At 69.5% G+C, this 13,453-nt stretch carries 12 protein-coding genes and 2 pseudogenes; 7 read left to right on the forward strand and 7 right to left on the reverse strand.

Translation table 11 applies throughout. From position 1 onward, the window contains the following. Window positions 1-372 precede the first annotated feature (372 nt). Both CRP49_RS47880 and CRP49_RS15810 read left to right on the forward strand, forming a co-directional pair. On the forward strand, window positions 373-852 hold the full coding sequence (locus CRP49_RS47880) for a hypothetical protein (RefSeq protein WP_257033412.1): 480 nt from the start codon (window positions 373-375) through the stop codon (window positions 850-852). Window positions 853-941: 89 nt separating this feature from the next. Beyond that, complete coding sequence (locus tag CRP49_RS15810; protein ID WP_179851635.1) at window positions 942-2,501, forward strand: FG-GAP-like repeat-containing protein; 1,560 nt, start codon at window positions 942-944, stop codon at window positions 2,499-2,501. 3 nt (window positions 2,502-2,504) lie between these two features. Here the strand turns inward: CRP49_RS15810 and CRP49_RS15815 are convergent, their stop codons facing one another. Both CRP49_RS15815 and CRP49_RS15820 read right to left on the reverse strand, forming a co-directional pair. Further along, window positions 2,505-4,901 carry an HAD-IC family P-type ATPase gene (locus CRP49_RS15815; RefSeq protein WP_097253939.1) on the reverse strand — a complete coding sequence of 799 codons (2,397 nt, stop codon included), beginning with the start codon at window positions 4,899-4,901 and terminating at the stop codon, window positions 2,505-2,507. A 106-nt stretch (window positions 4,902-5,007) separates the two neighbouring features. Then, window positions 5,008-5,277, reverse strand: a complete 270-nt coding sequence (locus CRP49_RS15820) for a DUF2530 domain-containing protein (protein WP_094217177.1) — start codon at window positions 5,275-5,277, stop codon at window positions 5,008-5,010. 162 nt (window positions 5,278-5,439) lie between these two features. Here CRP49_RS15820 and CRP49_RS15825 point away from each other — a divergent pair. Next, window positions 5,440-6,890: pseudogene (locus CRP49_RS15825) on the forward strand (NCS2 family permease). Between the two features lie 10 nt (window positions 6,891-6,900). On the opposite strand, the gene CRP49_RS15830 reads toward CRP49_RS15825, so the two are convergent. Further along, the gene (locus CRP49_RS15830; RefSeq protein ID WP_097257380.1) at window positions 6,901-7,083 is read right to left on the reverse strand and encodes a ribbon-helix-helix protein, CopG family; all 183 of its coding nucleotides are present in this window, start codon (window positions 7,081-7,083) and stop codon (window positions 6,901-6,903) included. 155 nt (window positions 7,084-7,238) lie between these two features. Here CRP49_RS15830 and CRP49_RS15835 point away from each other — a divergent pair, with 155 nt between their 5' ends. Together CRP49_RS15835 and CRP49_RS15840 are read left to right on the forward strand one after the other, a co-directional pair. Next, window positions 7,239-7,676: a MarR family winged helix-turn-helix transcriptional regulator gene (locus CRP49_RS15835; RefSeq protein ID WP_094217179.1), complete on the forward strand. Its 438-nt coding sequence runs from the start codon at window positions 7,239-7,241 to the stop codon at window positions 7,674-7,676. Between the two features lie 96 nt (window positions 7,677-7,772). After that, window positions 7,773-9,044: an MFS transporter gene (locus CRP49_RS15840; protein WP_097253941.1), complete on the forward strand. Its 1,272-nt coding sequence runs from the start codon at window positions 7,773-7,775 to the stop codon at window positions 9,042-9,044. 22 nt (window positions 9,045-9,066) lie between these two features. On the opposite strand, the gene CRP49_RS15845 is transcribed toward CRP49_RS15840, so the two are convergent. Further along, a complete protein-coding gene (locus CRP49_RS15845; protein WP_097253942.1) occupies window positions 9,067-9,600 on the reverse strand; it encodes a GNAT family N-acetyltransferase in 534 nt (177 codons plus the stop codon). Window positions 9,601-9,677: 77 nt separating this feature from the next. Here CRP49_RS15845 and thpR point away from each other — a divergent pair, with 77 nt between their 5' ends. Further along, window positions 9,678-10,250: an RNA 2',3'-cyclic phosphodiesterase gene (thpR, locus tag CRP49_RS15850; protein ID WP_097253943.1), complete on the forward strand. Its 573-nt coding sequence runs from the start codon at window positions 9,678-9,680 to the stop codon at window positions 10,248-10,250. Window positions 10,251-10,388: 138 nt separating this feature from the next. Here thpR and CRP49_RS15855 read toward each other — a convergent pair whose 3' ends face one another. The 3 genes and pseudogenes from CRP49_RS15855 to CRP49_RS15865 all read right to left on the reverse strand — a co-directional run bounded on the left by CRP49_RS15855 (window position 10,389) and on the right by CRP49_RS15865 (window position 12,336). Beyond that, window positions 10,389-11,381: an aldo/keto reductase gene (locus CRP49_RS15855; protein WP_097253944.1), complete on the reverse strand. Its 993-nt coding sequence runs from the start codon at window positions 11,379-11,381 to the stop codon at window positions 10,389-10,391. Between the two features lie 85 nt (window positions 11,382-11,466). Next, a pseudogene (locus CRP49_RS48840) lies at window positions 11,467-11,616 on the reverse strand (DUF397 domain-containing protein); the annotation flags it as partial. A gap of 36 nt (window positions 11,617-11,652) precedes the next feature. After that, the gene (locus tag CRP49_RS15865) at window positions 11,653-12,336 is read right to left on the reverse strand and encodes an SGNH/GDSL hydrolase family protein (protein ID WP_097253946.1); all 684 of its coding nucleotides are present in this window, start codon (window positions 12,334-12,336) and stop codon (window positions 11,653-11,655) included. Between the two features lie 89 nt (window positions 12,337-12,425). Here CRP49_RS15865 and CRP49_RS15870 point away from each other — a divergent pair, with 89 nt between their 5' ends. Next, window positions 12,426-13,415 carry a hypothetical protein gene (locus CRP49_RS15870; protein WP_097253947.1) on the forward strand — a complete coding sequence of 330 codons (990 nt, stop codon included), beginning with the start codon at window positions 12,426-12,428 and terminating at the stop codon, window positions 13,413-13,415. Window positions 13,416-13,453 lie beyond the last annotated feature (38 nt).

A 13,453-nucleotide genomic window follows, 5' to 3' on the forward strand; every position in this document is an offset into this window, starting at 1 on the left:
GCCCATCATCTTTGCAAATCGAATCGGATTTCCTCGCTGAATCCGTGCGGCGGAGCACCGGTCGGCAGGATGCCCTCTTTGTGGCTTTATGGTGGCAACTGGCTCATGGTTCAAGGGAGTTGGTTGGCGAAGGTGTGAAGGTTGCGCGTTGACGTGTGGCTGATCTTTGACTAACCTATGGCCTGTCTTTGCCGCTGCCTGACCAGCAGTGTCTCTTGCCGGGGCCCTCTTCTGCCCCATTTCTTTTAATTGCGGGGGTTATTTTGCGACGTCTCCAGTGCTGTCGGCATGCCTGCAATTGAGGTCATTTCTCTTTCGAGAATTCCTTCCTGAAGGGACTCCTCAGTGCTTTTCCATGCCCGAAAAATAGCGGTGTCCGTATTCGTGGCCGGAGTCGCCACACTCGCGGGCGTTTCCGTGGCCTCGGCCGACGACCCGCCCCCGGCTCCGTCCCCGTCGACTCCGCCTGTCGCGGTCGAGGACTACGGGTATCCCGGGGCCGACCGCATCCTGGTCGAGAAGGGGATCAAGCTGAAGAAGGGCGACGGCCACATCCTGCTCGCCGACTGCGACCAGGCCGCCCAGCAGATCCGTGTGCTCACCGTCAAGGACGACTCGGTCGGCCGTCAGGGCACGTACTGCTTCCGGGCCACGGCCAAGACCGGCCGCCTCACGCTCGAACTGCCGCGTGTCTTCGCGGTGGAGGCCGCAGACCATCCGGTCAGCGCCGACCTCACCGCCGACGGCAGGACCACGACGGTCAACGTGCCCCAGGGCGGCTTCGAGTCCGTCGGTGAGGGCACCGTCGGCGGCGCCAGGTCGGTGCTGGTCGAACTCCGCGTGACCGGCTGATCCGCCGACCTCCCCGTCCGTGCGTGACACCCCGCACGGACCCGAATGGCCTCTGCGTCTGCAGAGCACGTCTTGTGATGCGAGGAAACGTGACACACCCAAGTTCGCGCGGGAAGCGCACGGCGTGGACCGCCGGGGTCCTGGCGGCCGGTCTCGCGGCCGGACTCATGGGCGCGGCGCCGGCCCAGTCCGTCGTCGGTGACCAGGTCGCGACCGACGCCGACCAGTTCACCGTGAAGCTGCACATCGCCTTCGGCAAGGACAACGAACGCGCCTGCTCCGGCACCCTGGTCGACCCTCAGTGGGTGCTCACCTCGGCCAGCTGCTTCGCGGCCGACCCCCAGCACGCCACGAAGATCCCGGCGGGCAAGCCGCAGTTCCCGACCGTGGTCACCGCCGACGGCAACCGGCCCGCCACGGCACCGGAGAAGCTGACGGTGCTGCAGCTGGTCCCGCACCCCGACCGTGACCTGGTCATGGCGCGCATCGACGACCCGAGCATCGAGGACCGGCTGGACGGTCCGTTCCCGGACATCGCCGCCGCCAAGCTCGACTCGACGGCACCGGCCCAGGGCGACCAGCTCAGGGCCGTCGGCTACGGCCGTACCAAGACCGAGTGGGCTCCGGGCAAGGCACACACCGGTGCGTTCGGCGTGGACTCCGTCGCCGCCACGACGCTGGCGATCTCGCCCACCTCCGGCGGCGCCCTGTGCGCCGGAGACGCCGGCGGCCCGGTGCTCAACGCGCGCGGCAACCTGACCGCCGTGGTCACCGCGTCCTGGGGCGGCGGCTGCCTCAACTCCGACGAGACCCGCACCGGGGCCGTCGCCACCCGCGTGGACGACATCGCGGACTGGGTGCAGCGCGTGCGCATGGTCAACCGGCAGAAGTACATCAAGGACGCCATGTCGACCGCCGACTTCAACGGCGACGGCCGCTCGGACGTCGTGGCCCTGATGGCGAACGACTCGATCCAGGTCTTCTACAGCCGCCCCGACGGCACGCTGGAGTTCGGCACCTACCTGGGCGCCCTCGGCCGCCCGGGAACGGGAGTGATCCTCGCGGGTGACTTCGAGGAGACGGCGGGACTCGAGATGATCACCGTCTCGGACAGCGGTGACCTGTTCATGGGCCAGAAGCGCGTGCCGCTGCCCGTGTGGACCAGGAAGAAGCTCTGGACGGACGCCGCCTGGAAGGAGCCGTTGCCGGCCGCCGTCCTGCACAGCGCCACCCCGGGCCACGACACCCCGATCTTCCAGTGGCCCGACGGCTCCCTCTACACCTACAAGCGGGACGCCGACGGCAACCTGGTCAACCAGAAGAAGTCGATGTGGCCGGACAAGACCTGGAAGAAGGAGCACATCGCCACGGGTGACTTCAACGGGGACGGCCGGGAGGACATCGCCGCCGCCGCTTCCGACGGGTCCCTGGGCCTCTACCCGGGCAAGGCCGACGGCACCTTCGACAAGGCCCGCTCGATGTGGTCCGGCCAGGACTGGACGAGCTACCGGCCCCTGCTGAGCGGCGACTTCAACGGCGACGGCAAGGCCGACATCGCCTCCATGGAGGTCAACGGCCAGCTGAGCTGGTTCGCCGGCAACGGCAAGGGCGGACTGGCGCCGGGCAAGACCATGTGGCCCACCGTCTGACGCTCACACCGCGAAGCGGCGGTCGACCCACTTCCACAGGAACTCCAGGGCGGCCGCCGCCACCACCGCCACCCCGACCGCCGTCCACGGCATCGCCACGCCCACCAGCTTCAGCGCGAAGAAGCTCTGCAGGGCCGGGACGACGAGCACGAAGAGGAAGGCGACGCCCATCGACGCCACCAGGGTGACACGCCACCAGGTGTAGGGGCGGGCGATGATCGCCAGGACCCACATGGAGATCAGGAACAGGGTCAGGGTCGCCGCGCTGGTCTCCGCGTCCAGAGCGCCAGGGCCGGTGTAGTGGTGCCGGGCGATCAGGTACGTCACGAAGGTCGCCACTCCGGCCACCACCCCGCCGGGAACGGAGTACCGCATGACTCTGCGGACGAAGTGGGGCCGGGCCCGTTCCTTGTTGGGCGCCAGGGCCAGGAAGAAGGCCGGGACGCCGATGGTGAGCGTGGAGAGCAGGGTCAGGTGGCGCGGCAGGAAGGGGTACTCGACCTGCCAGCACACCACCAGCACCGCGAGCAGCACCGAGTAGACCGTCTTGACCAGGAACAGGGTCGCCACCCGCGTGATGTTGCCGATGACCCGGCGGCCCTCGGCCACCACCGAGGGCAGCGTGGCGAAGCTGTTGTTCAGCAGGACGATCTGCGCGACCGCCCGGGTCGCCTCCGAACCCGAGCCCATCGAGACACCGATGTCGGCGTCCTTGAGGGCGAGGACGTCGTTCACGCCGTCGCCGGTCATCGCGACCGTGTGCCCGTGCGACTGGAGCGCGCCGACCATGTCCCGCTTCTGCTGCGGGGTGACCCGGCCGAACACGGTCCCCTCGTCCAGCGCCTCGGCCATGCCCCGCGGGTCGGCCGGCAGCCGGCGCGCGTCCATCGTCGTACCGGACAGGCCCAGCTTGGCGGCGACCGCGCCGACGGAGACCGCGTTGTCACCGGAGATGACCTTGGCGCGGACGTTCTGGTCCGCGAAGTAGCGCAGGGTGTCGGCGGCGTCGGGCCGCAGCCGCTGCTCCAGCACCACGAGGGCGGTGGGGCGGGCGCCCCGGGCCGGCTCGGGGTCGTCCAGGTCGCGGGTGGCGCGGGCGAGCAGCAGGACGCGTAGGCCCTGTTCGTTGAGGCGCTCGGTTTCGGCCAGGGCCGGGTCGCCCTGGGCGAGCAGGACGTCGGGGGCGCCCAGCAGCCAGGTGCTGGCCTCGCCGTCGCCCTCGCTGAAGGCGGCGCCGCTGTACTTGCGGGCCGAGGAGAAGGGGAGCGACTCGATGCAGCGCCACTCCTCGCTGTCCGGGTAGGCGTCGATGATCGCCTGGAGGGAGGCGTTGGGGCGCGGGTCGGACTCGCCGAGGGCGCCGAGGACCCTGCGCACGTACGTCTCGTCGTAACCGTCGAGGGTCCGCAGCTCGGTGACGTCCATGCCGCCCTCGGTCAGCGTGCCGGTCTTGTCCAGGCAGACGGTGTCGACGCGGGCGAGGCCCTCGATGGCGGGCAGCTCCTGCACGAGGCACTGTTTCCGGCCGAGCCGGATGACCCCGATGGCGAAGGCGACGGAGGTGAGGAGCACCAGCCCCTCCGGGACCATCGGGACGATGCCGCCGACCGTGCGGGCCACCGCGTCCTTCAGGCCGTTGTTCTTCACGACCAGCTGGGTGACGACGAGTCCGATCGCGGCCGGGACCATCATCCACGTCACGTACTTGAGGATCGTGGAGATGCCGGAGCGCAGCTCGGAGTGGACGAGGGTGAAGCGGGAGGCCTCCTCGGCGAGCTGGGCCGCGTACGCCTCGCGGCCCACCTTGGTCGCCTGGAAGGCTCCGCCGCCCGCGACCACGAAACTGCCGGACATCACCCGGTCGCCGGGGCGTTTGACGACCGGATCGGCCTCACCGGTGAGCAGCGACTCGTCGATCTCCAGCCCGTCGGCCTCCCGGCACACCCCGTCCACGACGATCTTGTCCCCGGGGCCCGTCTCTATGAGGTCGTCCAGGACGATCTCGTTCGTGGCCACCTCGACGGCGTTCCCGTCGCGGCGGACGGTGGGCCGGGCCTCGCCGATCACGGCGAGCGAGTCCAGGGTCTGCTTGGCGCGCCACTCCTGGACGATGCCGATGCCGGTGTTGGCGAGGATCACGAAGCCGAACAGGCTGTCCTGGATCGGCGCGACGAACAGCATGACCAGCCACAGCACGCCGATGATCGCGTTGAACCGGGTGAAGACGTTCGCGCGGACGATCTCGCCCAGGGAGCGGCTGCTGCGCACCGGCACGTCGTTGACCTGCCCGCGCGCGAGGCGCTCCACCACTTCGGCGGCGGTCAGCCCTGCCGGCCTGGTCGCCGGTAGGGCCACGGGATGGACGGGGTCGAGTTCCGCGCCCGCGTCTATGTGGGTCATGCATTCGACGGTACGTGCGGTTTTGCGCCTTCACCTGCCGAGTGCGCGGAAGTTCCGACCTGGGGAGGAGCCGGGTCGTGCGCTGGTTGTAGCGCCGGGCCGCCGGCTACTCCGCTGCGGTGGCCGCCTTCAGTGCCGCGTCCCGCTTGATCGCCGCGTCCCGCTTGCGGACGTACCAGATGCCGATGAGCCCAAGACCGGCCCCGGCCAGGCAGGTCCACAGCCACCAGGTGCGGTCGTGGTCGGCGTACCAGCCGTAGAAGGGGAGCTGGACCAGGAAGAGGACGAACCACACGATCGTGCCGCCGGTGATGGTGGCGACCACGGGGCCCTCCAGGGGCTCCGGCGCCTCGTGCTTCGGGGTCCACTTAGCCATGGGGCACAGCTTACGAGGCGATGCCGGGGCTGAATGGTCTACGCGCGGAGATGGCGATGTGAGAGTCATACGTTCATACTGAAACCGTTTACCTTTGACCACTTCTGTTCGTATGAAACTCCAACGGGGCTCGGGGGGACCCCGTAGGTGATGAGGTCCCGCATGTCCACCTCGGCACCCGCCAAGGTCCCCGCCCCGAGCAGCCGGGCGGCACCCCCGCCTACGGCGCTCTCGACCGCTACTTCCGCATCTCCGAGCGCGGCAGCTCCCTCGCCCGCGAGATCCGCGGCGGTTTCGCCACCTTCTTCGCGATGGCGTACATCATCGTGCTGAACCCGATCATCCTCGGCAGCGCGAAGGACATGTACGGGCATCACCTGAACAACGCCCAGCTGGTCACGGCGACCGCCCTGACGGCCGCGTTCGCCACCCTCCTCATGGGTGTCATCGGCAACGTCCCGATCGCGCTCGCCGCCGGTCTCGGCGTGAACTCGGTCGTCGCGCTCCAGCTGGCGCCCCGGATGTCCTGGCCGGACGCCATGGGCATGGTCGTGCTGGCCGGTTTCGTGGTCATGCTGCTGGTCGCCACGGGTCTGCGCGAGCGCGTGATGAACGCCGTGCCGTTCGGCCTGCGCAAGGCGATCTCCATCGGTATCGGCCTGTTCATCATGCTGATCGGCCTGGTCGACTCCGGTTTCGTCAGCCGTATCCCGGACGCCGCCCAGACCACCGTGCCGCTCCAGCTCGGCAGCAACGGTCACCTCGACGGCTGGCCGGTGCTGATCTTCATCCTGGGCGCGCTGCTCACCTTCGCCCTCATCGTGCGCAAGGTGCCGGGCGCGATCCTGATCTCCATCGTCGGGATGACCGTCCTCGCGCTGATCATCAACTCGGTCGCCCACGTGACGACCTGGGGTCTGACGGTCCCGAAGTGGCCGGGCAACCCGGTGTCCACCCCCGACTTCGGCCTGATCGGCCAGTTCAGCCTGTTCGGCGGCTTCTCCAAGGTCGGCGTGCTGACCGGCGTCCTCTTCGTCTTCACCGTCCTGCTGTCCTGCTTCTTCGACGCCATGGGCACGATCATGGGCGTCAGCGACGAGGCCAAGCTGACCGACGCCCAGGGCTACATGCCGGGCATCAACAAGGTCCTCTTCGTCGACGGCCTCGCGGTCGCGGCGGGCGGTGCCAGCTCTGCCTCGGCGACCACCGCGTTCGTGGAGTCCACGGCGGGTGTTGGCGAGGGCGCGCGCACGGGTCTCGCGAACGTCGTCACGGGCGGCCTCTTCACGGTGGCCCTCTTCCTCACCCCGGTCGCCACGATGGTCCCGTCCCAGGCCGCCACGCCGGCGCTGATCGCGGTCGGCTTCCTGATCCTGTCGAACTCCGTCAAGGAGATCGACTGGGCCGACTACACGATCGCGATCCCGGCCTTCGTGACCATGCTGATGATGCCGTTCACCTACTCGATCACCAACGGCATCGGCATGGGCTTCATCAGCTTCGTGGTGCTGCGCCTGGCGGCCGGCCGCGGGAAGGACATCCCGGTGCCGATGTACGTCGTCTCGGCCGTCTTCCTCTTCTACTACCTGATGCCGGCCCTGGGCCTGACCTGATCACCCGGGGTCAGGTGACCCCGTAGAACTTCTCCGTCTCCTCGACGGCGGCCTGGAACCGCTCGTCGAAGTCGTCCCGGATGAGCGTGCGGACCACATAGTCCTGCACGCTCATTCCCCTTCTGGCCGCGTGGTGCCGGAGCCTTTCGAGCAGCTCCCCGTCTATCCGCAGGCTGAGCACAGTGGTCCCCATGCGTACGAGGGTCGCCACATCAGGCCGTCCCGCGCGTCACTTTCTGGAACCTACTCACTCATATGAGTGATCGGACGGTTCAGTGGCGGGCGTCACGGGCATTCGGGCGTGTCGCGGTTGGTCTTTAGCGAGAGTAATGAGTTACGCTAAAGAACATGCCGGACCTAACCCATGGCGACGACGCTGCCGCCGTGAACGCACTCCGCTCCGCCGTGATGCGGCTGTCCCGTCGGCTCAAGCACCAGCGGGTCGACGAGTCGCTGAGCCCCACCGAGATGTCGGTGCTCGGCACCCTGGCCCGCTGCGGCTCGGCCACGCCGGGCGAGCTGGCCCGCAAGGAGCACGTCCAGCCGCCGTCGATGACCCGCATCGTCGCGCTGCTCGAAGCCAAGGGGCTGGTCCGGCTGGAGCCGCACCCCGAGGACCGGCGCCAGAAGGTCGTCACCCAGACCGAGCAGGCCGAGGCGATGCTCGAGGAGAGCCGCCGCAAGCGCAACGCGTTCCTGGCAGGCCTGGTCGATGGCCTCGACGAGGACGAGTGGGCCAAACTGCGCGCCGCCGCCCCCGTGCTGGAGAAGCTCGCGCATCTGTAAGCACCATTCGCAAGGAGGCGAACGCTTTTGAGTACGGGACCCGGAACACCTTCCGCCCCCGCACCGACATCCACCCACAACCCTCGTAGATCCTCGATGTTCAGCTCGCTGAAGATCCGGAACTACCGCCTGTTCTTCATCGGCCAGGTCGTGTCCAACACCGGCACCTGGATGCAGCGCATCGCCCAGGACTGGCTGGTCCTCAGCCTCACCGGCTCCTCCGCGGCCGTGGGCATCACCACGGCCCTCCAGTTCCTGCCGATGCTGCTCTTCGGCCTCTACGGCGGTGTCCTGGTCGACCGCCTGCCCAAGCGCCCCACGCTGCTCGTCACCCAGACCGCCATGGCCGTCACGGGCCTCGCGCTCGCCGCGCTGACCCTCACCGGCCACGTCCAGGTCTGGCACGTCTACGTCGCCGCCTTCGCCGTCGGCCTCGCCACGGTGGTCGACAACCCGGCCCGGCAGTCCTTCGTCTCCGAGATGGTCGGCCCCGAGCAGCTGCAGAACGCGGTCAGCCTGAACTCCGCGAACTTCCAGTCCGCCCGTCTGGTCGGCCCCGCCGTCGCCGGCCTGATGATCACCGGCGTGGGCACCGGCTGGGCGTTCCTCGCCAACGGCCTGTCCTTCGCCGCGCCCATCGCCGGCCTGCTGCTGATGCGCGCCCGCGACCTGCACGCGGTCGAGCGGGCGCCGCGCGGCAAGGGCCAGCTGCGCGAGGGCCTGCGCTATGTCGCCGGTCGCCCCGAGCTGATCTGGCCGATCGTCCTGGTCGGCTTCATCGGCACCTTCGGCTTCAACTTCCCGGTGTGGCTGTCGGCCTACGCCGACGACGTCTTCCACGCCGGCGCAGGCGCCTACAGCCTCTTCAACACACTGATGGCCGTCGGCTCCCTCGGCGGCGCCCTGCTGGCCGCCCGCCGCGGCACGGCCCGCCTGCGCATCCTGATCGCCGCCGCGGTGGCCTTCGGCGCGCTGGAGATCGTGGCCGCGCTGGCCCCGTCGTACTGGCTGTTCGCGCTGCTCATGGTCCCGATCGGCATCTTCGGCCTGACGGTCAACGTCACCGCGAACACGGCCGTGCAGATGGCCACCGACCCGGCCATGCGCGGCCGGGTGATGGCCCTGTTCATGATGGTGTTCATGGGCGGTACGCCACTGGGCGCACCGATCGTCGGCTGGATCACCGACACCTACGGCCCCCGCGTCGGCTTCGCCGTCGGCGGCATCGTCTCCACCGCCGCGGCCGCCACCATCGGTCTGGTCCTGGCCCGCATCGGCGGCCTGCGGCTGGCGGTGGGCTGGCACCACGGTCACCCGCGGGTGCGGTTCGTACCGCGGGAGCGGGAGCGGCTGGCTACGACGGCGTGACCGTACGGCCCCCGGGGGGTCTCTACAGGACCCTCCGGGCCAGGACCTGTCCCGGCCAGTCGTCCTCGCCGACGGGGACGGTGAAGGGCTCGGTCGGGATGAAGCCGTTGCGTTCGTAGAAGGCGACCAGCTTGCGGTCGTCGCCCGCGTAGCAGTCCACGCGCAGGAGCGAGATCCCGGCCCGGCCCGTCTCCTGGGCCGCGTGGGCGAGCAGGGCGGCCCCCGTGCCGAGGCCCTTGAACCGGCGGTCCGAGGCGAGGATGTGGATGAAGCGCTCGGGCTCGTCGGCGGGCTGCAGGTACTCGCCGGGCGCGTCGGTGAGGGTCAGCGTGGCCGCCGGGACACCGTCGTACTCGGCGATGTACGGGGCGCCCTCGGTGACGTACCGGGTGACCATGGCCACCGCCCTCGGGTTCTCCGACCAGGGCGTGGTGCCCCACTGCCGGGTGCGCCCCTGCGCCACCAGCCACTCCACGGCACTGTCGAACATGCCGAGTATCACGGGGACGTCGTCCGGCCCGCCTTCTCGGATGCTGATCTTCCCGTTCTTCTCCATGCACCTGATCATGCCGGTCCGGGGCGCGTCCGGGCAGCCGTATGGCCCGGTGATCCGTTCCCTGGGAGGGTGACGACATGAGACTCTTCGCCGCCGTACTGCCCCCGGAGGACGTGACGAACGAACTCGCCGCCGAGGTCGCCGTGTTGCGCGGGCTGCCCGGCGCCGACGGACTGCGCTGGACCGGCCGCCCCGGCTGGCACTTCACCCTCGCCTTCTACGGCGAGGTCGACGACGAACTCGTACCGGACCTGTCGGACCGGCTGGAGCGCGCGGCCCACCGCACCGAGCCCTTCCCGCTGGCGCTGGCCGGCGGCGGCCAGTTCGGCCATGGACGGGCCCTGTGGACGGGCGCCAACGGCGACCTGGAGACCCTGGGCCTGCTGGCCGACCGCACGGAGGCGGCGGCACGGAAGGCCGGGGTGCCGATGGGGGAGCACCGCCGCTACAAGGCCCACCTGACGGTGGCGCGCAGCCGCGACTCGGTGGACGTACGGCCGTACGTCGAGAGCCTCCGCGACTTCACCAGCCGCACCTGGACCGTGGCCGAGCTGCACCTGGTGCGCAGCAACCTGCCCAGATCCGGGGTGCCCGGGGAGCAGCCCCGGTACGAGACGGTCGCCCGCTGGGCTCTCGGCGGGGCCGGTTAGGCTCGGGTACGTGGACCCGAAAACCCGGAACCGGATCATGGCCGGTGTGCTTGTGCTGATGTTCGTGGTGGTTGCCGTGTCGGCGGCGGTCGGGAGGTAGACCGCCGCCGAGACGGCTGTACGTACCGTCGGCCACGGCTACCAGGCGAAGGCCTCCGGGGACGGGCCCGGACCCGGGAAGATCTCGTCCAGGCCCGCCAGCAGCTCCTCGCCCAGCTCCAGCTCCACGGCCCGCAGGGCCGACTCCAGCTGTTCGGACGTGCGCGGGCCGACGATCGGGCCGGTCACGCCGGGGCGGGTGAGCAGCCAGGCCAGGGCGGCCTCGCCGGGCTCCACACCGTGCTTGTCGAGCAGATCCTCGTACGACTGGATCTGCGCGCGGATGCTGGTGTTGGCGAGCGAGTCGGCGGCCCGCCCGGAGGCACGGCGCCCGCCCTGCGCCTCCTTCTTGATCACTCCGCCGAGCAGACCGCCGTGCAGCGGCGACCACGGGATGACCCCGAGGCCGTACTCCTGCGCGGCCGGGATGACCTCCATCTCGGCCCGCCGCTCGGCGAGGTTGTACAGGCACTGCTCGCTGACCAGCCCGATGGTGCCGCCCCGCCGGGCGGCGATCTCGTTGGCCTGGGCGATCTTGTAGCCGGGGAAGTTGGAGGAGCCGACGTAGAGGATCTTGCCCTGCTGCACGAGCACGTCGATGGCCTGCCAGATCTCCTCGAAGGGGGTCCGGCGGTCGATGTGGTGGAACTGGTAGACGTCGATGTAGTCGGTCTGCAGCCGCTTCAGGCTGGCGTCCACGGCCCGTCGGATGTTGAGCGCGGACAGCTTGTCGTGGTTGGGCCAGGAGTCGCCGTCGGCGGCCATGTTGCCGTACACCTTGGTGGCCAGCACGACCTTGTCGCGCCGGTCGCCGCCCTGGGCGAACCAGTTGCCGATGATCTCCTCGGTACGGCCCTTGTTCTCACCCCAGCCGTACACGTTCGCGGTGTCGAAGAAGTTGATGCCCGCGTCCAGCGCCGCGTCCATGATCGCGTGACTGTCGGCTTCGTCGGTCTGCGGGCCGAAGTTCATGGTGCCGAGGACGAGTCGGCTGACCTTGAGTCCCGTGCGTCCTAGCTGCGTGTACTTCATGGGTAACCAGCCAACGGCTTGGAGTGCGCTCTAGGCAAGCGATCTTGCCACTAAACGGGATGTTCTGGCCCAGTGAGTTGACGAACGCCCACCAGGTGGCGGGGGTGACGGTGAGGGCGGGGGCGGTGGGGTGCTTGGAGTCGCGGATGTGGATGACGGCGGGCGTCAGGGACCGCCCAACGGACGGGTCAGCGCCCCGGCTGCCCCCACCGACGAGTGCAGCCGCGCGGCTCAACGATACGCACGGTGACCAGGAGACGCCGGAATTCGGTCAGCCCGTTCCGGCCTCGTACGGTTGTCCGACCCCCCACGCCTCCCACATCGCCCCCGCGAACGCCCCCGCGATCCGGTGCTCCCCGCTCGCGTTGGGATGCGTCCCGTCGTACGTGTCGGCGTGGATGTCGTACGACTCGGGCGGCGAGGCCAGCAGCATCGGCGACCGGGGCTCGTCCAGGTCGGCGACCGCCTTGGCGAGCAGGACGTTGAACCGGTCCACCTGCTCGGCGAAGGCGGCGTCCGCCGTGGCGCGGATGTTCGGGATCACCGGCAGCAGCACCATGCGGATGCGCGGGCGGGCCGCACGGGCGCCCGCGACGAAGGCCCGTACGTTCTCCGCCGTCTGCTCGGCGTCCGTGTAGAAGCCCAGGTCGATCAGGCCCAACGACACCAGCAGCACATCCGGCCGGTGCGCGCGCACGGCATCCCCGATCAGCGGAGCCATGTGTTGCCAGCCCTCGCCCCAGCCGGCCAGGTGGGCGCGGGGGAAGCCGGGTTCGGCGTACGCGTACGACGTCGGTGCCTCGGCCGTCTTGTCGTACAGCTCCTCGCGCGGGCCGACGAAGGTGAACGGGCCGCCGTACGACTCGCACAGGTGTCGCCACAGTCGGTAACGCCACGTGTGCTCGCCCGCGCTCCCGATCGTCATGGAGTCGCCCACGGGCATGAACCTAAGCATCCGGTCATGATGGACGATCACGGCTGCATGTGGGATGTGAGGCCTACCACGCCCCGTGAACCCCCGGAGGGAATGGCAGGCTTGGTGGCATGCGTCGACCGTTCGCCCTGCTCGCCGGGGTCCTGCTCGCGGGTGCCTGCGCGCTGCCCGCCTCCGCCGCTGATGGTGACAGCACCGGTGACCAGGGGTTCACCATCAAGGACCCCCGGATCACCGAGTCCAGCGGCCTGGCCGCCTCCCGTCTGCATCCCGGCATCTACTGGACGCACAACGACAGCGACGACGGGCCGTACATCTACGCCGTGGACAGCGCGACCGGGAAGACCGTCGCCACGGTGACCCTGGGCGGGGTCGGCTCCCCTCGTGACGTGGAGGCCATCTCCATCGGACCGGACAACCAGATCTACGTCGGCGACATCGGCGACAACCTGGACGGCAAGTGGCCGTACGTCTGGATCTACCGGCTGCCCGAGCCGAAGGTGCTGAAGGACCAGACGGCCAGGGCCACGCAGTACGTCGTGAAGTACTCGGACGGGGCGAGGAACGCGGAGTCGCTGGTGGTGCACCCCAAGACCGGGCGCGTGTACATCATCGACAAGAAGGAGGACGGCGGGCATCTGTACGAAGGGCCCGCCACTCTCTCCACCTCCGGCGCGAACATCTTCAGGCCCGTCGCCGCCATCGACCTCTGGGCCACCGACGCCGCCTTCTCGCCGAACGGCCGGCAGCTCGCGGTGCGGGGGTACTTCGGTGGCCTCTACTACGACTGGAACGGCGGGAAGATCAAGAAGGAAGGGCGGCTCGACGCCCCCCTGCAGGGGCAGGGGGAGTCCGTGTCGTACTCCGTCGACGGCACCAAGCTGATGTACGGCAGCGAGGGCGCCGACAGTTCGGTGGAGGCGCAGGACGCACCGGCGGGGGCGGCGAGCAAGGAGCCGTCCGGCAGCGGGAGTTCCGCCTCCGCCGACGGCAGCGGCAGCAGTACCGGCAACAGCGGGAGCATCAAGGTCGGAGCCGTCATCGTCGCCGTCGGCGCGGCCGCCTTCTTCGGCCTGCGGCGGCTGCGGCGCAGGAGTTGAACCGGCGGTTCCCGATGTCTTGACGCGCGTGCGGTGTG

It is taken from the genome of Streptomyces sp. Ag109_G2-15 (assembly GCF_900215565.1).
Lineage (GTDB): Bacteria > Actinomycetota > Actinomycetes > Streptomycetales > Streptomycetaceae > Streptomyces > Streptomyces diastatochromogenes.

What these genes read in the sequence shown, in the direction of transcription:
- CRP49_RS15865 (WP_097253946.1), bottom strand. Translation starts at nt 12,336, where the DNA reads ATGCTTAGGTTCATGCCCGTGGGCGACTCCATGACGATCGGGAGCGCG.
- CRP49_RS15855 (WP_097253944.1), bottom strand. Translation starts at nt 11,381, where the DNA reads ATGAAGTACACGCAGCTAGGACGCACGGGACTCAAGGTCAGCCGACTC.
- thpR (WP_097253943.1), top strand. Translation starts at nt 9,678, where the DNA reads ATGAGACTCTTCGCCGCCGTACTGCCCCCGGAGGACGTGACGAACGAA.
- CRP49_RS15815 (WP_097253939.1), bottom strand. Translation starts at nt 4,901, where the DNA reads ATGACCCACATAGACGCGGGCGCGGAACTCGACCCCGTCCATCCCGTG.
- CRP49_RS15830 (WP_097257380.1), bottom strand. Translation starts at nt 7,083, where the DNA reads ATGGGGACCACTGTGCTCAGCCTGCGGATAGACGGGGAGCTGCTCGAA.
- CRP49_RS15835 (WP_094217179.1), top strand. Translation starts at nt 7,239, where the DNA reads ATGCCGGACCTAACCCATGGCGACGACGCTGCCGCCGTGAACGCACTC.
- CRP49_RS15845 (WP_097253942.1), bottom strand. Translation starts at nt 9,600, where the DNA reads ATGGAGAAGAACGGGAAGATCAGCATCCGAGAAGGCGGGCCGGACGAC.
- CRP49_RS15870 (WP_097253947.1), top strand. Translation starts at nt 12,426, where the DNA reads ATGCGTCGACCGTTCGCCCTGCTCGCCGGGGTCCTGCTCGCGGGTGCC.
- CRP49_RS15840 (WP_097253941.1), top strand. Translation starts at nt 7,773, where the DNA reads ATGTTCAGCTCGCTGAAGATCCGGAACTACCGCCTGTTCTTCATCGGC.
- CRP49_RS15820 (WP_094217177.1), bottom strand. Translation starts at nt 5,277, where the DNA reads ATGGCTAAGTGGACCCCGAAGCACGAGGCGCCGGAGCCCCTGGAGGGC.